Genomic DNA, 22,797 nt, shown 5'->3' on the forward strand with positions numbered 1-22,797 from the left:
CGGTGCGGCTGACAGGCTCAGAAATCGAGGTGTTCGACGTTGAGCGCGTTCTGCTGGATGAACTCGCGGCGCGGCTCCACCACATCGCCCATCAGCTTGGTAAAGATGTCATCGGCATCGGCCACATCATCCACCTTCACCTGCAACAGGGTGCGCGCCTCGGGGTCCAGCGTGGTTTCCCACAGCTGTTCCGGGTTCATTTCGCCCAAACCTTTATAGCGTTGCAGCGACAGGCCCTTCTCGCCCTCGGCCAGCACTGCCTTCAGCAGATCAACCGGGCCGTGAATCGCCACATCCCGATCCTTGCGCACAAGCTGCGCCGGGCTGGTGAACACATCGCGCAACCCGCCTGCCAGACCGGACAACCGCCGCGCCTCGCCCGAGCGCAGAACGGCACCGTCCAGCGCGCGCAGCTCTTCAACGCCGCGCAGCACCCGGCTCAGGCGGATACCATGATCCTGAGTGATGCGCCCGGTCCAGCCGCGCTCATATTCCACCGCAACCCCGTCCAGCCGGGTGGCAACGGTATTGGCCACCAGTTGCAGGTCGGCATCGGCCTTGCCAGCATCAAAGGCACCGGCCAGCGCGGCCTGCTCCACGATATTGCGCGGGTAATGCGTCGGAAACGCCTCCAGAACCCGGCGGAACTGGCGCGCGCCTTCCACCACCCGGGCCAGATCGGCCCCGGCAAGCTCCTCACCCGAGCCAAGGCGCAGCACCGCGCCATCAATGCCCATCTCGATCAGGTAATCCTCGAAGGCGGCCTGATCCTTCAGATAGACCTCGGATTTGCCGCGCGATACCTTATAGAGCGGCGGCTGCGCGATATAGAGGTATCCGCCGTCGATGATCTGGGGCATCTGCCGATAGAAGAACGTGAGCAACAGCGTGCGGATATGCGCGCCGTCGACGTCAGCATCGGTCATGATGATGATCTTGTGATAGCGCAGTTTTTTGATGTCGAACTCGTCGCGGCCAATGCCGGTGCCCAGCGCCGTGATCAGCGTGCCCACGGTTTCAGAGGCCAGCATCCGGTCAAACCGGGCGCGTTCCACGTTGAGAATCTTGCCGCGCAACGGCAGCACCGCCTGGTTCTTGCGCGAGCGCCCCTGTTTGGCCGACCCACCGGCCGAGTCACCCTCGACGATGAACAGTTCGGACAACGCCGGGTCTTTTTCCTGACAATCGGCCAGCTTACCGGGCAAGGAGGCCACATCCATCGCCGTCTTGCGCCGGGTCAGTTCGCGCGCCTTGCGCGCCGCCTCGCGGGCCAGCGCCGCTTCGATGATCTTGCCGACGATGATCTTGGCCTGCGCCGGATTTTCCTCGAACCATTCGGCCAGCTTTTCGTTCACCAGATTCTCGACCGCCGGGCGCACCTCGGACGACACAAGCTTGTCCTTGGTCTGGCTGGAGAATTTCGGATCGGGCACTTTCACCGACAGCACGCAGGTCAGGCCTTCGCGCGCGTCATCGCCAGTGAAATCGACCTTTTCCTTTTTGGCAATGCCCGATGATTGCGCATAGGCGTTGATGGTGCGCGTCAGCGCGCCCCGGAAGCCCGCCATATGCGTGCCGCCATCGCGCTGCGGGATGTTGTTGGTAAAGGGCAGCACGTTTTCGTGGTAGCTGTCATTCCACCACATCGCCACTTCAACCCCGATGCCGCCACGTTCCCCGATCATGTAGATCGGCTCCGGCATCACCGAGGATTTGGACCGGTCAAGGTATTTGACGAATTCGCGCACACCGCCATCATAAAACAGCTCGGTGCGGATCGGTTCGGCATGGCGCTCATCCTCGATGATGATGCGCACACCCGAATTCAGGAAGGCCAGTTCGCGCAGCCGGGTTTCCAGTGTCTTGAAGCTGTAGTCCAGATTCGAGAAGGTGCCCTCGGGGATATTGGTCTTGGCCGAGGCCAGAAACCGGACCTGCGTACCACGCATCCCCGGCGCCGGGCCGACCTCATGCACATGGACGACACATTCGCCATGTTCGAACCGCGCGCGATATTCGGTATCGTTGCGCCAGACCGTCAGTTCCAGCCATTCCGACAGCGCGTTCACCACCGAAACGCCCACGCCATGCAGACCGCCCGACACCTTGTAGGCATTGCCGCTGTCATCGGTATTGTTGAACTTACCGCCCGCGTGCAGCTGCGTCATGATCACTTCAGCCGCCGAAACGCCCTCTTCCTGATGGATGTCCACCGGAATACCACGCCCGTTGTCGCGCACCGATACGCTGTCATCGGCATGGATCTTGACGGTCACGGCGGTGGCGTGGCCAGCCAGCGCCTCGTCGATGCCGTTGTCGACCACCTCATACACCATATGGTGCAGGCCAGACCCGTCATCGGTATCCCCGATATACATGCCCGGACGTTTACGAACAGCATCCAAGCCCTTGAGAACCTTGATGGAATCGGCACCGTATTCTTGCGGCTTCTTCGCGGCTTCGGCCATGTATTCTGCATCCCTCGAATGACCTGCGAGTTATAGCGGCTGGGGGGGGCAATGTCACCCCTTACCCCCAAGATTTGGGGGGGTGGTCCCGTCAGGTCAGGCCGGTCTCAGCTGAGCGCGATAAACAGCCCGACACAGACCAGCAGCACACCAGAACCCACATTCAACCGATGCAGCGCCTGCGGGCTCGACAGCAGCGCCCGCGCCCGGTCCAGAAACAGCGCCAGCCCCAGATTGCCCAGCATCGGCACCAGCGCCGAAATCAGCAGGATGGCGGCAATATCGGCAGCGGTCACGCGCGACAGATCAAAAAAGCCCGGCAGAACCCCCATATAGAACAGGATCGCCTTGGGATTTCCGATCACTGCCGCCACCCCCACCGCAAAACCTGCCCACATGCCCGGACGGGTCAGCGTGCTGTCGGCATCCGGCGGCGCGGCGGGCTTTCGGATCAGCAAGATCCCCATCAGAATAAAGGTGGCCGCAGCCACCCATTGCATCGCATCCAGAAATCCGCCGTAGAGCGACAGGATCCAGCTGAGCCCAAACACCGCGCACAGTGGCCAGAGCAGATCGCCCAGCGCCACCCCCACCGCCAGCGGCCAGGCTGCCGAAAACCCGCCCGACAGCGCCCGCGCCACCAGCGCAACCCAGACCGGGCCGGGTATGACCCAGAGCAAGGCCATCCCCCCCGCATAAAGCAGGAGGTCATATGCGGACACTGTCATGGTTTACTCCGGCAGGGTCAAAGACCCGTCTTCGGCCAAGGGCCAGAACGGGTTCATGGCCACCTCCCAGACATGGCCATCCAGATCGGACCAATAGCCGGAATATCCGCCCCAGAACACTTTCTCGGGGGCTTTCAGTGCCGTGCCCCCTGCCGCAAGCGCTGCGGCATAGGCGGCATCCACCTCGGCCTCGGTGGCAAAATTCTGCGCCAGCGTCACGGCGCCCACACCCAGCACCGCACCGGGACGCCCCTGATCAGCAGCCAGATCGGCCAGCCCGAACAAGCCCAGCACCGCACCATTCATCTGAAAGAAGGCGACACCTGGCTGGCTTTCCTTATGCTCCACCCAGCCGAGACGGCCATAAAACGCCCGTGACGCCGCCAGATCCGCCACGCCAAGGGTTGTCAGGGTCACACGCTGCGGAGTCATTGGGATACCTCAAGAATACACGATTGGCCTGCCTCATCGGCAATGGCGAAGGTTTGCCCGCGTGCGGCCAGACTGTCAAACAATCCCGGCTCCGTCCCCGTCATCAGCGCCTGCGCCCCCAGCGCGCAGAGCTCATCATACAGCGCGGCGCGGCGACCGACATCCAGATGGGCGGCCACCTCATCCAGCAGCAGGATCGGCGGCGCCCCCAGATCGGCCGAAAGCGCCCGCGCATTGGCCAGGATCAGGCTGATCAGCAGCGCCTTCTGCTCCCCGGTCGAACATTGATCGGCGGCAACGCCCTTGGCCGAAAACACCGCCGCCAGATCGGCGCGATGCGGCCCGATCAGCGTGCGTCCGGCCGCCAGATCGCGCCGCCGCCCCGCCGCCAGCGCCTGCGCCAGATCCTCCGGCGCGCCTTCGGGATGCAGGATGGCCAGATCGGCGCGGGGAAAGGCGGTTTCCGCCCCGGCCTGCGCCTGTTCCAGCCGCGCCACGGTCAGCGCCCGGTTGGCGGTGATCACCGCCCCCGTGGCCGCCATCTGCGCCTCCAGCGCGGCATACCAATGCGGATCCGACACCTGATCTTTCAGCAGCCGGTTGCGATCCCGCATCGCCTTTTCATACCCCAACACCGCCTCGGCATGATCGGGCACAAAGCTGAGCGTCATCCGGTCCAGAAACCGCCGCCGCCCCTCCGCCGCCTCCAGCCACAGTCGGTCCATCGCGGGCACCAGCCAGACCATGCGGGTGATCCGCGCCAGATGCGCCTGCGGTACCGCCTTGCCATCAATCCGCACCTGCCGCGAGGCCCCGCCTTCGGCCCAGGTCTCCACCTCATGCGCCGCCGTCAGCCCGGCCACGCGGGCGCTGACCTTCCAGCCGATCGCCTCGGGTCGGCGCGCAATCTCTTCGGCCCCGGCCCGGCGCAGCCCGCGACCCGGCGACAGCAGCGAGATCGCCTCAAGGATATTGGTCTTGCCCGCGCCATTCGGCCCGACCAGCGCCACAGGCCGCCCGTCAAACGCCAGCCGCGCGGCGCGATGGCTGCGAAAATGCGACACCGCCAGCGACAGGATGGCCAGACCGCTCACGCTTTACACTTTCATCTTGGTGGAAATATCCCACGGGGGTCCGGGGGTGTGAAACCCCCGGCGTCCGGTCACACGCGCATCGGCATGACGACATAGACCGCCGACATGTCATTGCCTTCGCGCATCAGCGTCGGGTCGCCCGCCGAATTGAACAGGAACACCGCGTTTTCACGATCCACCTGCGACGCGATCTCCAGAAGATATTTGGCGTTGAAGCCAATCTCCAGCCGCTCGTCGCCATAAGCCACGGCCAGCTCTTCTTCGGCGGCACCGGAATCGGGCGCATTGACCGACAGGATCAGCCGATCCTCATCCAAGCTCAGCTTCACCGCGCGCGAGCGTTCGGAGGACACCGTAGCCACGCGGTCCACCGCCTTGGCGAAATCAGAGGCATCGACCTCAAGCCGCCGGGTGTTGCCGGTCGGGATGACGCGGGTGTAATCGGGGAAGGTGCCGTCGATGACCTTTGAGGTCATGGTGATCAGCGGCGTGGCAAACCGTACCTTGGTTTCCGACACCGAAACCGCGATCTGCGCCTCGTCATCGTCCAGCAGCTTGCGCAGCTCGTTCACCGTCTTGCGCGGCACGATCACGCCCGCCATGCCCTGCGCGCCCTCCGGCAGTGGCGCGTCGATCCGGGCCAGACGGTGGCCATCGGTGGCCACACAGCGCAGCACCGGGCCGTCTTCGCCGGTGGCGACATGCATATAGACGCCGTTCAGGTAATAACGGGTTTCCTCGGTCGAGATAGCGAATTTCGCCTTGTCGAACAGGCGGCGCAGCACCGGGGCCGGGGCCGCGAAATTGGTGGAATATTCCGAGCTGGCCATCACCGGAAAATCTTCTTTCGGCAAGGTCGCCAGATTGAAGGTGGACCGGCCCGCCGCCACGGTCAGACGCCCGGCGGCGCTGTCTTCCGACAGGGTGATCAGCGATCCATCCGGCAGTTTGCGCACGATTTCGTGCAGCATGACCGCCGACACCGTGGTTGCCCCGGCGCGTTCGACCATGGCAGGCGCGCGGTCCACCACCTCGATATCCAGATCGGTCGCGCGGAAGCTGACCTGATTGCCCTCGGCCTCGATCAAAACATTGGCGAGGATCGGGATGGTGTTGCGGCGCTCCACAACCGATTGCGCCTGCCCCACAGCTTTCAGAAGCGTGCCGCGTTCGATGCTGATCTTCATCCCTGTCACCCTTTGCGTTCGGCCCGATCCAGGCGGGAAAACGAAATTACCCGGTTCCCGCCGGTCATCAAGCCTTTTCGCGGACTTTCTGTTGCTTTGCGGGGGCCGTCAAGCCCGCCCCCGCACTCTCGCCGCCCTGATTGCGGCTCAGGCCTGCAACAACCGCTTCAGCAGTTGCAGATCATCGGCCAATTGGCTGTCGGTCGCCATCAGCTCTTCAATCTTGCGAACACCGTGCATGATGGTGGTGTGGTCACGTCCGCCAAAGCGGCGACCGATTTCCGGCAGACTGCGCGGGGTCAGCTGTTTGGCCAGATACATGGCGATCTGTCGTGGCCGCGCGATGTTGCGCAGACGCTTCGGCCCGATCATGTCGGACAGGCGGATGTTGTAATGTTCCGCCACCTTGCGCTGGATTTCCTCGATGGTGACCTTGCGGTCCGAGGCGCGCAGGATGTCGGCCAGACAGTCCTGCGTCAGATCCAGCGTGATTTCGCGGCCTACAAGGCTAGCAAAGGCGAACAGCCGGGTCAGCGCCCCTTCCAGCACACGCACATTGGTGGTGATGCGATGCGCCAGAAACTCCAGCACGCCATCGGCCATTTTCAGGCCCTTGTACTGGCTGCGGTAAAACTCGGCCTTCTGTTGCAGGATGCCCAGCCGCAATTCGTAATCGGTCGGGTGCAGGTCCACCACAAGCCCACATTGCAGGCGCGATTTGATCCGCTCTTCCAGATCCTTGATCTCGCCCGGGGCGCGGTCGGCGGAAATCACGATCTGCTTGTTCTGATCGACCAGCGCGTTGAAGGTGTGGAAAAACTCTTCCTGCGTAGAATCCTTGCCTGCAATGAACTGCACATCATCGACCATCAGCACATCGACCGAGCGGAACAGCTCTTTGAAATCCATGATCTGCTTTTCGCGCAGCGCCTGCACGAACCGATACATGAACTGTTCGGCCGACAGATAGAGCACCCGCAGATGCGGCTGACGGGTTTGCAGCTCATGCGCGATGGCATGCATCAGGTGCGTCTTGCCCAGGCCCACGCCGCCATAGAGGAACAGCGGGTTGAAGGTCACAGGCCCCCCATCCGCGACACGGCGCGCGGCGGCATGGGCCAGTTCGTTCGGTTTGCCGACCACGAAGCTGTCAAAGGTGAAACGGGCATCCAGCGGTGCCCCCGGCATTTCTTCATCGGCCTGACGCGCCTTGGGCGCGGGCTTGGCCTTGACGGCAGGCTTGGCCGCCACAGCGGCATCTTGCGCCCGCGGCGCGCTGTTCACGGCAAACTCCACCCGCTCCACATCGGCGCCGGCAGCATTGAGGTGGTGGCGGATATGATCGCCATAGTTGCGGGAAACCCAGTCGCCAAAAAAGGTGGTCGGCACTTCGAATCGTGCGACACCGTTTTTAAGCTGCGACAGCTTCAGCGGTTCGATCCAGGTGGTGTAGTTGTTTTTTCCAACACGTTTTTGCAGTTGCTCACGAATCTCGCCCCAAGTTTCGTTTGTCATTCTCTTTTCAACCCGTCCCGCGCCATTCTTGGCCTGATTGGGGCGCATACACCGCCCATTTCATACAAAAGCCACACCGCCCGTTCCGGCACAAAACCCGGACATGGCAGGCGCTTCGCAGCAGCCCATAGGGGAACGGCACGCATGAAAAGGCACGGTCGGAAAGTTCCGGCCATGGCCTTTCAGGCGTCGAATCTGGAGCAAGTACGCTCAGACCCATAACTCATTGATCGCAAATCCGAAAACGGATCCCAGCGCGGCAGAGCGCGGGGTGGCAGACCGATGTTTCAGATCGCAATCGCGTTATGTCCCCCAGGACAACGTGAATCGCTTGGACAAGCTAGCAAGCCGCGCACGGGGGCTGCAACCGAACTTCGTTGTTGACAGAGGTTTGTTGCAGCGAATCCCAAAGCCAGTGCAAACGCGCAACGCTTGGCCGGAATTCAGGAAAAAAGTGCATAAAAATGCAAAAAGCGCGCCATTTGGCGCGCTTCAGCAAAATCTTTTAATATCAGGATCAGGCGGTTGCGGTCGCGCCCAGAGCCTTCACGCGCGACGACAGGCGCGACATTTTACGGCCCACGGTGTTCTTGTGCAGAACGCCTTTGGTGACGCCACGCGCCAGTTCCGGCTGTGCCAGTTTCAGCGCGGCAGCCGCAGCAGCCTGATCGCCCGACGCCAGCGCCTCTTCAACCTTGCGCAGGTAGGTGCGGATGCGCGAGCGGCGCGCCTTGTTCACGGCATAGCGGGTTTCGGACTGACGGGCGCGTTTTTTGGACTGGGGCGTATTCGCCATGGGGAAGTTCCTATCGTCTGGATCGTTTGCATTTCAGTTGCACAATAGACCCAAGACGCCCGCCCATAATAGCGGAACTGATTCTTGCCTAAGCGGGCCCACGCGCATGTAGGGGGTGCCTTTACGCCAAGTGCGGCGTAAAGGAAAGGGAAAAACCGGGTTCAGCGGTCGCGGAACTGCGGCTGGCGCTTTTCAAGGAAGGCCGCCATGCCCTCTTTCTGATCTTCGGTGGCAAACAGCGCATGGAACAGGCGGCGTTCAAACAGGATGCCCTCGCGCAGCGTCGTCTCATAGCTGCGGTTGACCGCTTCTTTCACCGCCATCGTGGTCAGGCCGGATTTTTCGGCAATCTTGGCGGCAGCCTTTCTGGCTTCGGTCAGCAGATCCTTCACCGGCACCACGCGCGACACAAGGCCGGACCGCTCTGCTTCGGCGGCATCCATGAAGCGCCCGGTCAGGTGCATGTCCATGGATTTCGACTTGCCGACAAAACGGGTCAGGCGCTGAGTGCCGCCGATCCCGGCCACAACGCCCAGATTGATCTCCGGCTGACCGAATTTCGCGGTTTCCGAGGCGATGATGAAGTCACAGGCCATGGCGAGTTCGCAGCCGCCGCCCAGCGCATAGCCCGACACCGCCGCGATGATCGGCTTGCGGGTGCGGACGATGGCATCGGATTCGGCGGCAAAGAAGTCCGACATGAACATGTCGACAAAGCTTTTCTCCGACATCTCCTTGATGTCGGCACCCGCCGCAAAGGCCTTTTCCGATCCGGTGATGATGATGCAGCGCACCGAATTGTCGGCATCGGCGGCTTTCAGCGCCTCCGACAGTTCCGACAACAGCGTGCTGTTCAGCGCATTCAGGGCATCGGGCCGGTTCAGCCGGATCAATGCGACATAATCCTCGATTTCGACTATCAGTGTCTCGTAGGCCATGCGAGGCTCCTTTGTGGTCTTGCCCGACTCCTAACAGCCTCGGCCCAAGGTTCAAGCCATCTTCCCGCCCTCAGCGCTGACAGATCGGACAGAAAAAGCTGGACCGCCCGGATTGCACCAGCCGCTGCACAACACCTGTGCAGCCCGGCGTGACACAGCCCGCCCCCTCCCGGCCATAGACCCGGAAGCTGTGCTGAAAATAGCCCAGATCGCCATCCGCCTGCCGGTAATCGCGCAAGGACGAGCCGCCCGCGGTGATCGCATCGGCCAGAACCTCCCGGATCAGCGGCACCAGACTGGCGGCCTCGGCCCGGCTCAGGCTGCTGGCGCGGCGTTCGGGGTGGATACCGGCGCGGAACAGCACCTCGCAGACATAGATATTGCCCAGCCCCGCCACCAGATGCTGATCGAGCAGCGCGGTCTTGATCGGCGTGTTGCGCCCGGCAAGCCGCGCCACCAGATAGGATTCGTCAAATTCATTGCCCAACGGCTCTGGCCCAAGCACCGACAACAGCGGATGCGCCTCCGCCGTGGCCGTCGCCATCAGATCCATCGCGCCAAAGCGACGGGCGTCATTGAAGGTCACGCGCGCGCCGCCCTCCAGATCAAACACCACATGGTCATGTTTCGCAGGTGCCGGATGGGCGTGATGGAACGCACCCAGAGCCGCGCCGGAAATCAGCATCCGCCCCGACATGCCCAGATGGATCAGCAGGCTTTCCCCGCTGGACAGATCGGCCAGAATGTATTTCGACCGGCGGCGCAGCGCCTCGATCCGTGCGCCGGTCAGGCGCTCGGCCATGCGCGGTGGAAAGGGCCAGCGCAGATCGGGACGGTTGACCTGCGCCTGAAGAATAAGGCGGCCCGTCATCACCGGCTCCAGCCCGCGACGGACGGTTTCAACCTCGGGCAGTTCGGGCATTCGGCACCTCTGGACAGTTGGGCGCATTGCAGCGCGCGCATTGCGCCCTATAAGGTGTGGCAAAAGCAATGGCGGCAAGTGCAGATGACCGACGAAGAGCAAAAGACCCATTTCGGCTTTCAGACCGTGAACGAGGCGGAAAAGGCCGGCATGGTCCATGGCGTGTTCACCCGCGTTGCCAGCAAATATGACATCATGAATGATGTGATGAGCATGGGGATTCACCGCATCTGGAAAGATGCGATGATGGATTGGCTGGCACCACGGCCCGGCCAGCGCCTGCTGGATGTCGCCGGGGGCACGGGCGATGTGTCCTTCCGCTTTCTGAACCGGGCACCGGGTGCCCATGCCACCGTGCTGGACATGACCGAAAGCATGCTGGTCGAAGGGCGTCAGCGCGCCGAAGCCAGCGACATGGCCGACCGGCTCGACTGGGTGGTCGGGGATGCGATGGCCCTGCCGTTCAAGGCGAATACCTTCGATGTCTATACGATCAGCTTTGGCATCCGCAACGTGACCCGGGTGCAGGATGCGCTGAACGAAGCCTATCGCGTGCTGCGCCCCGGCGGGCGGCTGATGGTGCTGGAATTCAGCCAGCTGCCCAACGCCGCCATGCAGAAAGCCTATGACCTTTACAGTTTCAATGTGATCCCGGTCATGGGGCAGATCATTGCGAATGACCGCGACAGCTATCAGTATCTCGTGGAAAGCATTCGCAAATTCCCCGATCAGGACACGTTTGCCGCCATGATCCGCAAAGCGGGGTTCGGTCAGGTGAGCTATCGGAACCTGTCCTTGGGCATTGCCGCGCTGCATTCCGGCTGGAAGCTGTAAATGCGCGGTCCGCACAACATCATCCGTCTGGTGCGCACACTCGCCACGCTGGAACGCAGCGGCGCGATTGGCGTGGTGCTGGAAGCGATGGACGCCCCGCCCCGGTTGCGGCTGGCCGCGCGGGTGCTGGGATGGCCGTTCAAATGGCTGGGGCTGAAGGGGGATCCGGCACTGCCCCCCGCCACGCGCGCCCTGACGGCGCTGGGTCCGGCCTATATCAAATTCGGCCAGATCCTGTCGACGCGCCCCGATATTGTCGGCGATGAGCTCGCGTTGCAGCTGAAATACCTGCAAGACAAACTGCCGCCCTTCCCGGTGGAGGTGGCCAAACGCATGGTCGCGGAAGAGCTGGCGCTGCCGGTCGACCAGATGTTTTCCGAATTTTCCGAACCCGTCGCCGCCGCCTCGATCGCGCAGGTGCATCGGGCGCGGCTGGTCGATACCGGGCAAGAGGTGGCGGTCAAAGTGCTGCGCCCCGGCATCGAACGCGCCTTCCGCAAGGATATCGACGCCTTCTATTTCGCCGCGCGGGTGATCGAAACGCTGTCGCCCGCCTCGCGCCGCCTGCACCCGATGGAGGTAATCCGCCATTTCGAGGGCGTGGTCATGGGCGAGCTGGATCTGCGGCTGGAATCCGCCGCCGCCGCCGAATTCTCCGCCAACACCGAAAAGGATGAAGGATTTCAGGTGCCCGCGCCGATCTGGCATCTGTCCAGCCGTCAGGTGATGACGATGGGCTGGGCAGAGGGCGTGTCGATGGCCGACAATCTGGCGATTGATGCGGCCGGGCATGACAGAACCCTTCTCGGTGCGCGGGTGTTGCAACTGTTCCTGCAACACGCGCTGCGCGACGGCTATTTCCACGCCGACATGCACCAGGGCAACCTGAAGGTCGCGGCCAGTGGCAATATCATTGCCTATGATTTTGGCATCATGGGGCGGCTGGATGAATATACCCGCCGGGTTTACGCCGAAATCCTGTTTGGCTTCATCCGCAAGGATTATCGCCGGGTGGCGGAGGTACATTTCGAGGCTGGTTATGTTCCAGCCGACCGCGACATCGACGAATTTGCCCGCGCCCTGCGTGTGGTGGGTGAGCCGATCTTCGGCATGGATGCCTCGCGCATCTCCATGGCGCGGCTTTTGTCGTATCTGTTTGAAGTCACAGAAAAATTCGGCATGGAAACCCGCACCGAGCTGATCCTTCTGCAACGCACGATGGTCGTGGTGGAAGGGGTGGCGCGGGGGTTGGACCCGCATATCAACATCTGGCAGGTCGCCCGGCCCATCGTGGAAAGCTATATCGCCCAGAATGTCGGCCCGCGCGCCTTGCTGCGGGATCTGGGCAAGACCATGCGGGTTCTGGCCCGGTTCGGCCCCAAGCTTCCGGGCATGGTGGAATCGCGTCTGATCCAGCAGACTGAACCGGCCCCCGCGCCGCGCCCGGTGCTGCATCCCGTGATCTGGATGGGGTTGGGTGGCGGCTTCGTGGCGCTTGGTGTGGCGCTGGGATCCCTGCTTTAAAGCCGGGCTATCTCCAGCCGACAGGCCGCCGCATAATCCGCATCCCCCTGCGCCGCACGCCAGGCGCAATGCGCCGCAATGCGCCAATGCAGCAAGGGGCGCAGCATCAGATAGCGCTGCACAACCGCGCGATCCGCATAGGCGGCAAGGAAAGCCTCAGCCTCCGCTTCGGTCAGCGCCGCGCCGCGATACAGAAGCTGCATGGCAGGCGACAGGAAAAGCGCAATATCATCAACGGGATCGCCAAGGCCGGGGCATTGCCAGTCAATCATGGTGATGCGGTGCCCCGCAACGATCATATTGCCGGGCACCGCATCGCCATGCACCAGCCTCGGCCTGGCCAAAGCCGCGACCTCGGGCACTTGCGGCTGTGCGGGTAGCCACCCTGCCGGGGCAAAGCTGTCGGCATGGCGGGCAATCGCGGCGCTTCCCATTGGCAGCAAACGCAACGGCAGGCTCTGGCGATGAATGGCAGACAACACGGTCGCAACCTGCGCCGGGCCGCTCTGCCAACTCTGCCCAGATTGATGCCGGTATGCGATCCAGCCGTCTCCGCGATACAGCAATTCCGGCGCAAGACCCGTCGCCGCAAGCCGCTGCAACACCATCGCCTCTGCGCCTGGATCATTGGGGAACAGCGGGCTTGCCATCATCGGGCGGTAGAGCTTGATGGCCACATCCGCCACTTGCCAGACTAGATTGCTGCGCCCCCCCGTCAGGGCAAGCCAAGGCTGCTGCCGCAACGCAGGAAACGCGCCCAGAACGGCGCGGTGCAGCGCCGGGGGCACTGTCAGGTCGGATGCGGAGGCAACTGTCGTCATGATCAGGCGCGACGCTAGGCGCAGAGACGCGCGGTGGCAAGGGTGGGCAAGGGTCATTCACGCAGCGCAGTCACAGCGGCAACAGAGACCTCTGCCCCCCCCTCCATCAACAGCGTCATTCCAGAGGCGCCGCCGCGAACCTCGGTGATCCGCCCGTAAAGCTCGACGGCGGTATCCTCCAACTGCTCGCCATTGCGATAATTTTCCAGCGTGAACGTATACAGGCCGTCGGGCAAGGGCGCCTCCTCGATATCAACGGGCGTCCACTCATATTCGGTGGCATCCTTGGGCAGATCCAGCCGGTTGACCACCTCCCCCTCCGCGTTGGTGACCACCATCACCACCCGATCAACCCCCGCAATCGGATTGGGCGAGAGCGCGATTGCCTGCCCGTCGGTGATCAGCCCCGGCATGGCGGCCCGCGCCTCGCTGCCCACCCAGGTCGCCATCTGCGCCATGCCCAACATGCCGAACTGCGTCTGCATCGCCTCCAGCAGCTGATTGGTTTTCGTCTGTTGCTCGACCCCGGAAAACGTGGCGAGCTGCACGGCATAATCAGAGCTGTCGATCGGGTTCAACGGATCCTGATTCTGCAACTGGGTCGTCATCATTTTCAGGAAGGTTTGAAAATCCGAGGCGACGGTGGTCCGGTCGCGGCCCAGCGGGCCGGTGGCGCCAGATCGCGAAGCAGACAGTGCCGCATTCACTTGCATGATGGTCCTTTCAAAGCCTGAGATTGAGGCCAGATCCCGGCGAGACCTGCACCGTTTGCAGCATCCTGTCACCGGACGGCGCAGGCAGGGCCGGGGCGGCAACAGGCGCGGTTTTGTCCTGTGCGGCCTGCCCATCCTGGCCCCATTGGCCAAACGTCATTTCGGATTGGGCAAACCCCGCCTCCAGAAACTCCTGCGCCAATTGGTCGGCATTGCGCCGCAGCAGATCGAGTGTTTCGGAGCGTTCCGCTATCAGATGCACTCGCATCACCTCACCATCCGGGGTCAATGACAGCTGAACGCGGCCAAGCTCTTCCGGGGCGAGGATCACTTCGATAGCGGTTTCTGAGGGCGGAGCGACGTTTGGCTGTGCCAGATCCGGCCGGAGCGTTTCAAGGCACAGGCGCAGCTGGCGGGCGGCCACCTTCGCCACGTCGCCCTGCCCGGTTTCGGCCAAAGCCCGACCCTCCGGGCCAGACGCGGGCACGCCGGTTTCAGCACCGTCATCTGCCATCGCCAGATCCGCATCGTCGGGCGAAACGTTGGCACCTGCCTGCGGTTCGGCCTCTGCGGCGACTGGCTGCACGTCCGGCTCTGCATCGCCACCCGATGCCTGCGGTTCGGTGGGATCATCCGGCAACAGCGGCTCTGGCGCCGACAGCGTTCGGGCAAACACCACAAGGCCAGCCGGAAGCTGTGCCGATGGCGGCGTGATGGGCGGTTCCTCTTGCGGGGCGGCTTGCGTCGTTGTTTGCAGCGGCGCTGCAGGATCGCCGTCAATCTGCTGAACGGCCTCGTCCGGCAGATCCGGCCCGCCCTCGATCACCGGGGCAATCGGCTGCGGCATCATCTGGGCAATCGCAGGTGGCTCCACCAGCGCGGGCGGATCAGGATCATCAGTCTGGTCGCGCGTTTCGACCTCGGGATCGGCGGTCACACTCAGATCAAATACAGCGCCAAAGTCCTCCGCACCCGGCATCGTCGCCACAGCTTTCGCCATGGGCGTCGGGGTCACCTTGAAAAGGGTCAGAACTGGAATCACCGGGGCCTCACACTCTGCAACCAACTTCCCCGTTATCAGGGCAACTAATTACCGGATGTTTACCTGCCATCACCGATAGTGCCGAAAATCTGATACAAAAGGAGAACGCACATGCTGCCCCCCCTTCTACCCGACCCCCGCCGCAGTTGCCTCGGCGCGCCTTCCGCCGCCTTGCCGGACAGGCAGGCGCAGATCTGCCAGAAAGCCATTGATCTGGAACAGATTTTCCTTGCCGAGATGCTGGCCCATGCCGAGATGGGAAACACGGCGGCATCGTTCGGCGGTGGCATTGGCGAGACGCAATTCGCCTCTTTTCTGCGTCAGGAGCAGGCGCGCGCGATGGTGACGGCAGGTGGCATCGGGCTCAGCGAATCGCTTTTCAAGGCTTTGACAGAGGCAGACACCGATGGAAACTGACCCCCTGCAGCGGCTTGATCATACGATGGATGCGCTGCGCGCGGCGCTTCTGTCAGGCGACCTTCTGGCGCTCGAACCCCTTGAGGCCATCCTGACGGCGGAAAGCGGCAGTCTTGCGGCGGAAACGCCAGCCGACAGCCTGGCGCGGCTGCGCGGCAAGGCGGCACAGAGCGAGGTTCTGCTGGCTGCAGCGCTGCGCGGCTTGCGATCCGCGCAGCGTCGCATGGCCGAGATCGAGGCGATCCAGAACGGCTTTTCCACCTATGACCATCAGGGACAGCGTCAGGCCCACAGCACGGCGGCGGGCGATCTGGCACGACGTTTCTGATCTGATTCAAATACCGAGAATTTCCATCCGAACCAGCAAACAACTTTAGGGAACTGTTAGAACTTCGTCTGCATCACTGACAGGGCATCCCATGGTGGGTTGGCGCGGTCGCCGTTCAGGCACCGCAAGGGCGAGAAAGCCGGAATTGCCGCAGATCTGCGGCGTGCCATGCCTGACGCAAAGCGCGGGCATATCGAAAGGTAGAGGACATGTCGTCCATTCTGACAAATACCAGTGCCATGGTCGCCCTTCAGACCATGAAAAGCATCAATTCCAACCTGAGCCAGGTGCAATCGGAAATCTCGACTGGCAAATCCGTGTCGACGGCGCGTGACAATGCGGCAGTCTGGGCCATCTCGAAAGTGATGGAATCGGATGTGAAAGGCTTCAAAGGCATTTCCGACAGCCTCTCGCTCGGCTCTTCGACCATTTCTGTTGCCCGGCAAGCGGCGGAAACCGTCACCGACCTGCTGACCGAGATCAAGGGCAAGATCGTGGCGGCGCAGGAAGACAACGTCGACCGCACCAAGATCCAGACCGATATCAGCGCGCTGCGTGACCAGATCGGTTCGGTTGTGGGCGCGGCACAGTTCAACGGCCTGAATCTGGTGGATGGATCGCAGACCACGGTGGATGTCCTGTCGTCGCTGGACCGCAGTGCCAGCGGAGTTTCCGCCTCCAAGATCACCGTCACCGCGCAAGACCTGTCGGTCGGCGGCTATGCCGCGAATGATGTGTTCAGTGCCTCGACCGGCGGCACGATTTCGGGCGCGGGCGATACCTTCGTGCTGTCGCTTGATGCCGCAGGCGGCACCGATGACATCACGATTGCCGATGGCACAACCGCTTGGGCGGCGGGTGACAAGATCACGATGCGCGTTGGTGACAAGACCGCATCCTACACAGTGACCGCTTCTGACATCACGAGCGGCGCGAATACCGTGCCGGATCTGATCGCCGTGGGCATGAAGAACGCCATCGACGCCTTGGGCATTTCGGGGCTGACGGTGGATTATGACAGCGGCTCGCCCGGTCAGCTTGCCTTCACCAATGACGGCACGACCGACCTCGCCGTCAGTGGCCAGTTCAAGAATGCAGGCTCCGGGGGGCTTGGCGCGCTGAGCAGCATTGATGTCTCCACCGCTTCTGGCGCAGATTCCGCCCTGACGGCGATCGAGGGCATGATCCAGACCTCTATTGATGCGGCGGCAGAGTTCGGCTCCACCCAGAAGCGGATTGATATCCAAGCCGATTTCGTGGGCAAGCTGAGCGACTCGCTGAAAGCGGGCATCGGCACAATGGTCGACGCCAATATGGAGGAAGCCTCGGCACGACTGCAGGCCCTGCAGGTGCAGCAGCAGCTTGGGGTGCAGGCGCTGTCCATCGCGAACCAGTCGCCCCAGAGCATCCTTTCGCTCTTCCGCTGACGGACCTTGCCGTGGCGCGCGCCCTGCGTGCCACGGCCCCCTCTGAAGCGCGTCATCACCGGAAGGAAACGCCGTGAACTCCATGCACCTGGCACGGGCAGCCTATGGTCAGCCAGAGACCCCTGTTCGTTCGAACCGACAGATCGAATACGACCTTTTCGCGCGTATCACCAAACACCTGACCGAGGCGGGACAGGCGCGGGCCACAGATCACCCGGCGTTTGTGAAGGCGCTGCATGCCAATCTCGCCCTGTGGCGCACTTTGGCCAGTGACGTAGCCGGGTCGGCAAATAGTCTGCCGCCCAAGCTCCGCGCGCAGTTGTTCTATCTCTATGAATTCACGGCGGAACACAGCCGCAAGATCCTAGCCGATGGCGCAGGCCATGCCGTGCTTGTGGATATCAACACCGCCGTGATGCGCGGCCTGCGCGGCGAAGGAGACAACCTATGAGCGGGCTTGTCCTGAAGCTGGGCCCGCATGAACGCGTGCTGATCAATGGGGCAGTGATCGAGAATGGCGACCGCCGGTCACGACTGGCCATCATGACGCCGAATGCGCATATCCTGCGCCTGCGGGATGCCATTCATCCCGAACAGGTCAATACGCCGGTGCGCCGGGTCTGTTATATCGCGCAACTGATCCTTTCGGGGGATGCAGACCCCGCCCAGGCCCGCCTGCAATTGCTGCGCGGCATCGAACAGTTGAGCCAGGCGCTGACCGATCATGACAGCCGGACCCAGCTTGACCTTGCAACAAAGGCGGTGATTGAAGACCAGCCCTATCAGGCCCTGAAGGCCCTACGCAGCCTGCTTCCGCGGGAAGAGCGCTTGTTTGCGGCCCATCTGTCATGAGCTTTTCACCGGTTGTCCCGCTGTCGGGCTATGCCGGCTGGAGCTTTCTCAAGCGCACCATGGAGAGCCAGAAAGCCGCCTATGAACAGAACCCGGCGCTGAAGCGGGATGAAGATTACTTTCGGGCCAAGATCGGCGGCATCAAAACCGCCGAAGCCCTTGTCTCTGACAAACGGCTGCTGCGGGTTGCCCTCGGGGCATTCGGGCTGTCAGATGATGTGAACAACACCTATTTCATCCGTAAGGTGCTGGAGGACGGCACGCTCAAGATCGGCGCTTTGGCAAACAAGCTTGCGGACAAGCAATATGCCGCGTTTTCAGTTGCTTTCGGGTTTGGCGACTACAGCACCCCCAGAACCCAGCTTTCCGATTTTCCCGACATGATCCTGAAGAAATACCGCCAGCAGGAATTTGAAGTCGCGGTCGGTGCCAGCAATTCCGCGATGAGACTGGCCTTGTTTGCAGAACGCGAATTGCCTGCGCTTGCGGGCAAGGCACTCAGCGAAGATGGCAAGTGGTTTACCATCATGGGATCACCGCCCCTGCGCGCGGTTTTCGAAAGCGCGTTTGGACTGCCCTCATCTTTCGCGACACTCGATCTGGATCGGCAGCTTTTTTTCCTGAAAGACAAGGCGCGCGCGATGTTCGGCGGCGACAGTGTTTCCCAATTCGCGGACACGGGGCAGAAGGAAAAACTGCTGCGAAACTATCTTGTCAGATCTGATCTGGCGTCCAGCGAACTGTCCAATATGACAAAAGGCGCAACCGCGCTGCAAATCCTGCAACAGCGCCAATTTGGGGCGCTTTGACTACGTAATGGCTAGGGTCAGGACCCATTGATTATCCTCTTGACGTTTCCCCCTCCGCCTAATCCAGTTTGAGGTAGACTCTGGCCCAACTGAAAGGACCAGAGATGAAGCGCAGCAGGTTCACCGAAGATCAGATCATCGGCATTCTGAAGGAGCACGAGGCCGTGATTTCCGTCGCCGATCTGTGCCGCAAGCATGGCGTCAGTGATGCGACGGTCTACAAGTGGAAAGCCAAGTATGGCGGTATGGATGTGATCGAGGCCAAGCGGCTGAAGGGTCTCGAGGACGAAAACGCCCGGCTGAAGCGGTTGCTGGCGGATGCGATGCTCGACAATGCCGCGCTGAAGGATCTCCTGGGAAAAAAGTGGTGACGCCCGCCGCAAAGCGACAAGCGGTCGCGCATCTGGTGGCAGATCACGGGATGAGCGAGCGGCGGGCGTGTCGGGTGATCGGTTGTTGCCGGATGACCATGCGCTACGAGGCGATCCGTCAGGATGACCCGGTGCTGCGTGAGCGGCTGAAAGAACTGGCGCGGGTGCGCCGCCGGTTCGGCTATCGGCGGCTGCATGTGTTCTTGCGGCGCGAGGGGCATGAGGTGAACCACAAGCGTCTGTTCCGCATCTACCGCGAGGAGCGGCTGCACGTGCGTCGCCGCGGTGGGCGCAAGCGGGCGATAGGGACGCGAGCCCCAATGACGCTGCTGTATCGACCCATCTGAATCTGCTCAGGTTAAGCCGCTAATCTGAATGCCTCGGCAGGCGTGCGCATGGCAAGCGCCTGATGCGGGCGGTGGTTGTTGTAGAAGCTGATCCAGTCGCCGATAGCGCGTGTTGCATGCTGGATGCTGTCGAAGCGTTGGCGATGGACGCATTGCTCTTTCAGTGTTCGGATCACGCGCTCGACCATGCCGTTCTGTTGCGGGCAGTGGGGCGTGATGAACTCCTGCTTCAACCCGTAGCTGCGGACCAGCGCCGTGAACTTGCGACTGGTAAAAACCAGCCCGTTGTCCGACCTCAGCAGGAACTCCTGCGTGACCCGGCCCAAGGTGCCGAACCTGGTGATCAGGGCATGCTCCAACGCGCTGGCGGCGGTGGTGGCCTTGCCGGATCGCGACAGATGCCAGCCCAACAGCTCGCGGGTGTGGCAGTCGATGACCAGGGCCAGCGTGGCCCAGCCATCTCGCCCCGCCCAGACCCGGCACATGTCGGTCGACCAGCGTTCGTTCGGGGCCTGGGCCACGGACGGGACGGCTTCGATGCGGGGACGCATGCCAATGGGCCGCTTGCGCACCTGCCAGCCTTTGAGCTGAAAGACACGCTGCACTGTGTTTTTGTTGAAGCCGAGCAGCCAGGCCACCGTCCTGTAGCCAAAGGACGGTTCCTGCTCGATCATGGCCTTGATCGGCTCAGCGAAACGCGGATCGACCTTCGGAACCGCCTTGGTTGGCCGGTAATAGACCGTCCGGCGGGGCACGCCAAACCAGGCGCAGAGCCTGGTCAGCGGCACCTTGATGCCCTCAGCGAGAAGGCCCTGATGGATGCTCTGGATCATTTGTCGTCCGCCGCATCCAGCAGGGCCTGGAATTTTTTTCGGGCGCGCAACTCCAGCATGGCCTCGCCGTAAGCCTCCTGCAGGTCCTTCAGCTGCTTCTCGTATTGCTCGCGGATGTCGAGCGGGTTCGCCCGCAGGGAATTCTCCATCCCCCGCTTCGCGTCTTCAACCCAACCCTCAATTTCGGAGGGCGAAAGGTCGAAGGACCGGCTGGCCTCCGCCACCGTGGTCTTGCCCTGAATGATCTCAATCACCAGCGCGGTTTTACGCTTCGCCGTCCAGCGTTTGATGCTGTCGTCCATGGTCACACTCATCGCTACCTTCTCCCTTGTAGCATGAGCAGGAATTCAGTGGGTCAATACAGATCTACATTAATTTAATCACAATTAATTATAATAACTAATAAATATTATTATCCACAGCCAGAAGATCCGCCACTCAAATTGGTTGACAGAAAAATAATTCTCCGACCTCTTGTTAAATACCAGTATATTCACGTCTTAGTCGGCCCTCACAGTTCAGTGTTACCGCCCCGCTTCTGCGCTGTATCTGGTGGCAGCATACGGCCCCTATGCTTTGCTTCGACACGCCAGAGCTTCTTGTGGAGGCCATCGGCTTCGAGGTGGCGGTATCGTCCGCCTGAGAACTTGCCCCAGTCCAGAGCGAAGCCGCATTTCACCATTTCCGCCGACAAGTCCCGTCCATCTTCGAGGGTGCAGGTTGCCACAGCCCGTTCATAAGATGAGCTACCATCTGTAACGGCTGTTACCACCTGCCCGCGACAAAGGGCCATCAACGCACGTTTGGCTAGTTGGCCGTAGGGGTGATCCAGCTCCGGCGCGTCGATTCCGGCGAGGCGGATATTCACCTTGTTGATGACGATGGTGTCGCCATCAACGACCCAACAGTGCCCCCGGATGATCTGTTGCCCAAGCTGTTCCTCAACCTGCCGCAATGGTTCGTTTGGAGGATGAGGGACCGGCGCTGGGATCGGGTGATAGCTACGGGCTGAGCGCCTATAACGATACCTTTGGCGCTTGGGCGCAAAGAGTTTCAACAGCAGACGAAGCAAACCCATTTCACGCCAAATCCAACAACCCTCGCGTGCAGTTTGTCCGCTGACATTGGCGCCAGCAAGCCCAATCTGCTGCCCCCTCACGGCCAGAGACCATCAAACGCTGCGCTCTTGCAGAAGTGTCGCTCCCAGGGCGCCCTGCCAGCCGTGAGAGGCTGCGCAGCATTTGCCTGTCATCTGTGGTCACGCCGTCGGCTTGCGATACTGCGCTGGTCTGGAGAGGAAAGACTTCACTTGGCCCCCGCGCTGCCCCCTGCCCTTCTGCGGTGTTCGAGGTGGCGCTGTGGTGGGGGGGCGGTGCGCTGTTGGGTACGCGAGATTGTTCTCTGCCGTAGCACCGTTGTAGCACCATGCTTCCAGAATGCAGAAGGCCGCCCCATGGGGCGCCGTGCATGTATTTGATATGTTTGTCTAAATTTGGTTGCGGGGACAGGATTTGAACCTGTGACCTTCAGGTTATGAGCCTGACGAGCTACCGGGCTGCTCCACCCCGCGTCCGTATCCCGAGGGCTTAGTGCTGCGATCGGGGATTTTTGTCATCGTTTTGAGAGGTTTGGGTTCTTGCTAGGTTTGGCGGTGACCTACTCTCCCACGTCTTAAGACGCAGTACCATTGGCGCGGCAGCACTTAACGGCCGAGTTCGGGAAGGGATCGGGTGTATTGCTTGCGCTATGACCACCAAACCGAGAAAGAACCCGCGCTGGATTTTCCAGCGCGTTACAACATCGTTTTGTTCCAAGTCTGTGTGCTTTTGACATGTCTCAGTAATCAGCCTTGCTGTTACTGGATCAAATCAAGCCTATCGGGCAATTAGTACCAGTCAGCTGAATGCATTGCTGCACTTACACCTCTGGCCTATCGACGTGGTGGTCTTCCACGGCCCTCAGGGAGACCTTGTTTTGAAGGGGGCTTCCCGCTTAGATGCCTTCAGCGGTTATCCTGTCCGAACATAGCTACCCAGCACTACCGTTGGCACGATAACTGGTCCACCAGTGGTTCGTTCACCCCGGTCCTCTCGTACTAGGGGCAACTCTTCTCAAGTCTCCTACACCCACGGCAGATAGGGACCGAACTGTCTCACGACGTTCTAAACCCAGCTCACGTACCTCTTTAAATGGCGAACAGCCATACCCTTGGGACCTGCTCCAGCCCCAGGATGAGATGAGCCGACATCGAGGTGCCAAACGATGCCGTCGATATGGACTCTTGGGCATCATCAGCCTGTTATCCCCAGCGTACCTTTTATCCGTTGAGCGATGGCCCTCCCACTTGGGACCACCGGATCACTATGACCGACTTTCGTCTCTGCTCGACTTGTCAGTCT

At 61.7% G+C, this 22,797-nt stretch carries 23 protein-coding genes, 1 tRNA gene, 2 rRNA genes and 1 pseudogene (1 of these 27 only partly in view); 9 read left to right on the forward strand and 18 right to left on the reverse strand.

Translation table 11 applies throughout. The features are described 5' to 3' along the window. Nucleotides 1-17: 17 nt before the first annotated feature. From gyrB to mutM, 9 genes are all read right to left on the reverse strand, one after another. Entirely contained in the window at nt 18-2,468 is a 2,451-nt protein-coding gene (gyrB, locus tag KM031_RS08805; protein WP_215506230.1) for a DNA topoisomerase (ATP-hydrolyzing) subunit B, read from the reverse strand. Nucleotides 2,469-2,575: 107 nt separating this feature from the next. Further along, nucleotides 2,576-3,196: a LysE family translocator gene (locus KM031_RS08810; protein WP_215506229.1), complete on the reverse strand. Its 621-nt coding sequence runs from the start codon at nt 3,194-3,196 to the stop codon at nt 2,576-2,578. A gap of 3 nt (nt 3,197-3,199) precedes the next feature. Beyond that, entirely contained in the window at nt 3,200-3,628 is a 429-nt protein-coding gene (locus tag KM031_RS08815) for a VOC family protein (protein ID WP_215506228.1), read from the reverse strand. Beyond that, nucleotides 3,625-4,722 carry a DNA replication/repair protein RecF gene (recF, locus tag KM031_RS08820; RefSeq protein ID WP_215506227.1) on the reverse strand — a complete coding sequence of 366 codons (1,098 nt, stop codon included), beginning with the start codon at nt 4,720-4,722 and terminating at the stop codon, nt 3,625-3,627. Before recF ends, KM031_RS08815 begins: the two co-directional genes overlap by 4 nt. Nucleotides 4,723-4,790: 68 nt before the next feature. Next, nucleotides 4,791-5,909 (reverse strand): DNA polymerase III subunit beta, encoded by a 1,119-nt coding sequence (gene dnaN / locus KM031_RS08825; protein WP_215506226.1) that lies wholly within the window; start codon nt 5,907-5,909, stop codon nt 4,791-4,793. A gap of 147 nt (nt 5,910-6,056) precedes the next feature. Continuing rightward, entirely contained in the window at nt 6,057-7,424 is a 1,368-nt protein-coding gene (gene dnaA / locus KM031_RS08830; RefSeq protein ID WP_215506225.1) for a chromosomal replication initiator protein DnaA, read from the reverse strand. A gap of 517 nt (nt 7,425-7,941) precedes the next feature. Continuing rightward, entirely contained in the window at nt 7,942-8,220 is a 279-nt protein-coding gene (gene rpsT, locus KM031_RS08835) for a 30S ribosomal protein S20 (RefSeq protein ID WP_215506224.1), read from the reverse strand. Nucleotides 8,221-8,381: 161 nt separating this feature from the next. Next, on the reverse strand, nt 8,382-9,158 hold the full coding sequence (locus tag KM031_RS08840; protein ID WP_215506223.1) for an enoyl-CoA hydratase: 777 nt from the start codon (nt 9,156-9,158) through the stop codon (nt 8,382-8,384). Between the two features lie 70 nt (nt 9,159-9,228). Continuing rightward, on the reverse strand, nt 9,229-10,080 hold the full coding sequence (gene mutM / locus KM031_RS08845) for a bifunctional DNA-formamidopyrimidine glycosylase/DNA-(apurinic or apyrimidinic site) lyase (protein ID WP_215506222.1): 852 nt from the start codon (nt 10,078-10,080) through the stop codon (nt 9,229-9,231). Nucleotides 10,081-10,164: 84 nt separating this feature from the next. Here mutM and ubiE point away from each other — a divergent pair, with 84 nt between their 5' ends. Then, entirely contained in the window at nt 10,165-10,914 is a 750-nt protein-coding gene (ubiE, locus tag KM031_RS08850; RefSeq protein WP_215506221.1) for a bifunctional demethylmenaquinone methyltransferase/2-methoxy-6-polyprenyl-1,4-benzoquinol methylase UbiE, read from the forward strand. Beyond that, nucleotides 10,915-12,438 carry a 2-polyprenylphenol 6-hydroxylase gene (gene ubiB, locus KM031_RS08855; protein WP_215506220.1) on the forward strand — a complete coding sequence of 508 codons (1,524 nt, stop codon included), beginning with the start codon at nt 10,915-10,917 and terminating at the stop codon, nt 12,436-12,438. On the opposite strand, the gene KM031_RS08860 is transcribed toward ubiB, so the two are convergent. The 3 genes from KM031_RS08860 to KM031_RS08870 are packed head-to-tail and all read right to left on the reverse strand — an operon-like array spanning nt 12,435 to nt 14,972. Continuing rightward, nucleotides 12,435-13,259, reverse strand: coding sequence for a phosphotransferase (locus KM031_RS08860; RefSeq protein WP_215506219.1), 825 nt, complete (start codon nt 13,257-13,259; stop codon nt 12,435-12,437). The two genes, ubiB and KM031_RS08860, sit on opposite strands and share 4 nt — an antisense overlap. Nucleotides 13,260-13,312: 53 nt before the next feature. Next, complete coding sequence (locus tag KM031_RS08865; RefSeq protein ID WP_215506218.1) at nt 13,313-13,972, reverse strand: flagellar hook capping FlgD N-terminal domain-containing protein; 660 nt, start codon at nt 13,970-13,972, stop codon at nt 13,313-13,315. A gap of 10 nt (nt 13,973-13,982) precedes the next feature. After that, nucleotides 13,983-14,972: a flagellar hook-length control protein FliK gene (locus KM031_RS08870; RefSeq protein ID WP_215506217.1), complete on the reverse strand. Its 990-nt coding sequence runs from the start codon at nt 14,970-14,972 to the stop codon at nt 13,983-13,985. A gap of 153 nt (nt 14,973-15,125) precedes the next feature. Between KM031_RS08870 and KM031_RS08875 the strand changes: the two genes are divergently transcribed. From KM031_RS08875 to KM031_RS08905, 7 genes and pseudogenes are all read left to right on the forward strand, one after another. Continuing rightward, nucleotides 15,126-15,431, forward strand: coding sequence for a rod-binding protein (locus KM031_RS08875; RefSeq protein ID WP_215506216.1), 306 nt, complete (start codon nt 15,126-15,128; stop codon nt 15,429-15,431). Further along, the gene (locus tag KM031_RS08880) at nt 15,421-15,759 is read left to right on the forward strand and encodes a hypothetical protein (protein WP_215506215.1); all 339 of its coding nucleotides are present in this window, start codon (nt 15,421-15,423) and stop codon (nt 15,757-15,759) included. The genes KM031_RS08875 and KM031_RS08880 overlap by 11 nt, the downstream gene beginning before the upstream one ends. 209 nt (nt 15,760-15,968) lie before the next feature. Continuing rightward, nucleotides 15,969-17,186, forward strand: a complete 1,218-nt coding sequence (locus tag KM031_RS08885) for a flagellin N-terminal helical domain-containing protein (protein WP_215506214.1) — start codon at nt 15,969-15,971, stop codon at nt 17,184-17,186. An 82-nt stretch (nt 17,187-17,268) separates the two neighbouring features. Next, complete coding sequence (gene flaF / locus KM031_RS08890; RefSeq protein ID WP_215506415.1) at nt 17,269-17,637, forward strand: flagellar biosynthesis regulator FlaF; 369 nt, start codon at nt 17,269-17,271, stop codon at nt 17,635-17,637. Beyond that, a complete protein-coding gene (flbT, locus tag KM031_RS08895) occupies nt 17,634-18,038 on the forward strand; it encodes a flagellar biosynthesis repressor FlbT (protein ID WP_215506213.1) in 405 nt (134 codons plus the stop codon). The genes flaF and flbT overlap by 4 nt, the downstream gene beginning before the upstream one ends. Beyond that, on the forward strand, nt 18,035-18,847 hold the full coding sequence (locus KM031_RS08900) for a DUF1217 domain-containing protein (RefSeq protein WP_215506212.1): 813 nt from the start codon (nt 18,035-18,037) through the stop codon (nt 18,845-18,847). The genes flbT and KM031_RS08900 overlap by 4 nt, the downstream gene beginning before the upstream one ends. A 104-nt stretch (nt 18,848-18,951) precedes the next feature. Then, nucleotides 18,952-19,559: pseudogene (locus tag KM031_RS08905) on the forward strand (transposase); the annotation flags it as partial. Between the two features lie 17 nt (nt 19,560-19,576). Here the strand turns inward: KM031_RS08905 and KM031_RS08910 are convergent. The 6 genes from KM031_RS08910 to KM031_RS08935 all read right to left on the reverse strand — a co-directional run. Next, a complete protein-coding gene (locus KM031_RS08910) occupies nt 19,577-20,398 on the reverse strand; it encodes an IS3 family transposase (RefSeq protein WP_260691892.1) in 822 nt (273 codons plus the stop codon). Next, entirely contained in the window at nt 20,395-20,700 is a 306-nt protein-coding gene (locus tag KM031_RS08915) for a DUF1153 domain-containing protein (RefSeq protein ID WP_246567524.1), read from the reverse strand. The genes KM031_RS08910 and KM031_RS08915 overlap by 4 nt, the downstream gene beginning before the upstream one ends. A 209-nt stretch (nt 20,701-20,909) precedes the next feature. After that, nucleotides 20,910-21,476: a thermonuclease family protein gene (locus tag KM031_RS08920; protein WP_215508069.1), complete on the reverse strand. Its 567-nt coding sequence runs from the start codon at nt 21,474-21,476 to the stop codon at nt 20,910-20,912. 415 nt (nt 21,477-21,891) lie between these two features. Continuing rightward, nucleotides 21,892-21,968 (reverse strand) — tRNA-Met (locus KM031_RS08925). A 73-nt stretch (nt 21,969-22,041) separates the two neighbouring features. After that, nucleotides 22,042-22,156: ribosomal RNA gene (gene rrf / locus KM031_RS08930) — 5S ribosomal RNA — on the reverse strand. A 106-nt stretch (nt 22,157-22,262) separates the two neighbouring features. After that, nucleotides 22,263-22,797 (reverse strand): 23S ribosomal RNA (locus tag KM031_RS08935) (it continues 2,309 nt past the right edge of the window).

The organism is Gemmobacter fulvus, assembly GCF_018798885.1.
GTDB lineage: Bacteria > Pseudomonadota > Alphaproteobacteria > Rhodobacterales > Rhodobacteraceae > Gemmobacter > Gemmobacter fulvus.

What these genes read in the sequence shown, in the direction of transcription:
- gyrB (WP_215506230.1), bottom strand. Translation starts at nt 2,468, where the DNA reads ATGGCCGAAGCCGCGAAGAAGCCGCAAGAATACGGTGCCGATTCCATC.
- KM031_RS08810 (WP_215506229.1), bottom strand. Translation starts at nt 3,196, where the DNA reads ATGACAGTGTCCGCATATGACCTCCTGCTTTATGCGGGGGGGATGGCC.
- KM031_RS08815 (WP_215506228.1), bottom strand. Translation starts at nt 3,628, where the DNA reads ATGACTCCGCAGCGTGTGACCCTGACAACCCTTGGCGTGGCGGATCTG.
- dnaN (WP_215506226.1), bottom strand. Translation starts at nt 5,909, where the DNA reads ATGAAGATCAGCATCGAACGCGGCACGCTTCTGAAAGCTGTGGGGCAG.
- dnaA (WP_215506225.1), bottom strand. Translation starts at nt 7,424, where the DNA reads ATGACAAACGAAACTTGGGGCGAGATTCGTGAGCAACTGCAAAAACGT.
- rpsT (WP_215506224.1), bottom strand. Translation starts at nt 8,220, where the DNA reads ATGGCGAATACGCCCCAGTCCAAAAAACGCGCCCGTCAGTCCGAAACC.
- KM031_RS08840 (WP_215506223.1), bottom strand. Translation starts at nt 9,158, where the DNA reads ATGGCCTACGAGACACTGATAGTCGAAATCGAGGATTATGTCGCATTG.
- mutM (WP_215506222.1), bottom strand. Translation starts at nt 10,080, where the DNA reads ATGCCCGAACTGCCCGAGGTTGAAACCGTCCGTCGCGGGCTGGAGCCG.
- ubiE (WP_215506221.1), top strand. Translation starts at nt 10,165, where the DNA reads ATGACCGACGAAGAGCAAAAGACCCATTTCGGCTTTCAGACCGTGAAC.
- ubiB (WP_215506220.1), top strand. Translation starts at nt 10,915, where the DNA reads ATGCGCGGTCCGCACAACATCATCCGTCTGGTGCGCACACTCGCCACG.
- KM031_RS08860 (WP_215506219.1), bottom strand. Translation starts at nt 13,259, where the DNA reads ATGACGACAGTTGCCTCCGCATCCGACCTGACAGTGCCCCCGGCGCTG.
- KM031_RS08865 (WP_215506218.1), bottom strand. Translation starts at nt 13,972, where the DNA reads ATGCAAGTGAATGCGGCACTGTCTGCTTCGCGATCTGGCGCCACCGGC.
- KM031_RS08870 (WP_215506217.1), bottom strand. Translation starts at nt 14,972, where the DNA reads ATGGCGAAAGCTGTGGCGACGATGCCGGGTGCGGAGGACTTTGGCGCT.
- KM031_RS08875 (WP_215506216.1), top strand. Translation starts at nt 15,126, where the DNA reads ATGCTGCCCCCCCTTCTACCCGACCCCCGCCGCAGTTGCCTCGGCGCG.
- KM031_RS08880 (WP_215506215.1), top strand. Translation starts at nt 15,421, where the DNA reads ATGGAAACTGACCCCCTGCAGCGGCTTGATCATACGATGGATGCGCTG.
- KM031_RS08885 (WP_215506214.1), top strand. Translation starts at nt 15,969, where the DNA reads ATGTCGTCCATTCTGACAAATACCAGTGCCATGGTCGCCCTTCAGACC.
- flaF (WP_215506415.1), top strand. Translation starts at nt 17,269, where the DNA reads ATGCACCTGGCACGGGCAGCCTATGGTCAGCCAGAGACCCCTGTTCGT.
- flbT (WP_215506213.1), top strand. Translation starts at nt 17,634, where the DNA reads ATGAGCGGGCTTGTCCTGAAGCTGGGCCCGCATGAACGCGTGCTGATC.
- KM031_RS08900 (WP_215506212.1), top strand. Translation starts at nt 18,035, where the DNA reads ATGAGCTTTTCACCGGTTGTCCCGCTGTCGGGCTATGCCGGCTGGAGC.
- KM031_RS08910 (WP_260691892.1), bottom strand. Translation starts at nt 20,398, where the DNA reads ATGATCCAGAGCATCCATCAGGGCCTTCTCGCTGAGGGCATCAAGGTG.
- KM031_RS08915 (WP_246567524.1), bottom strand. Translation starts at nt 20,700, where the DNA reads ATGGACGACAGCATCAAACGCTGGACGGCGAAGCGTAAAACCGCGCTG.
- KM031_RS08920 (WP_215508069.1), bottom strand. Translation starts at nt 21,476, where the DNA reads ATGGGTTTGCTTCGTCTGCTGTTGAAACTCTTTGCGCCCAAGCGCCAA.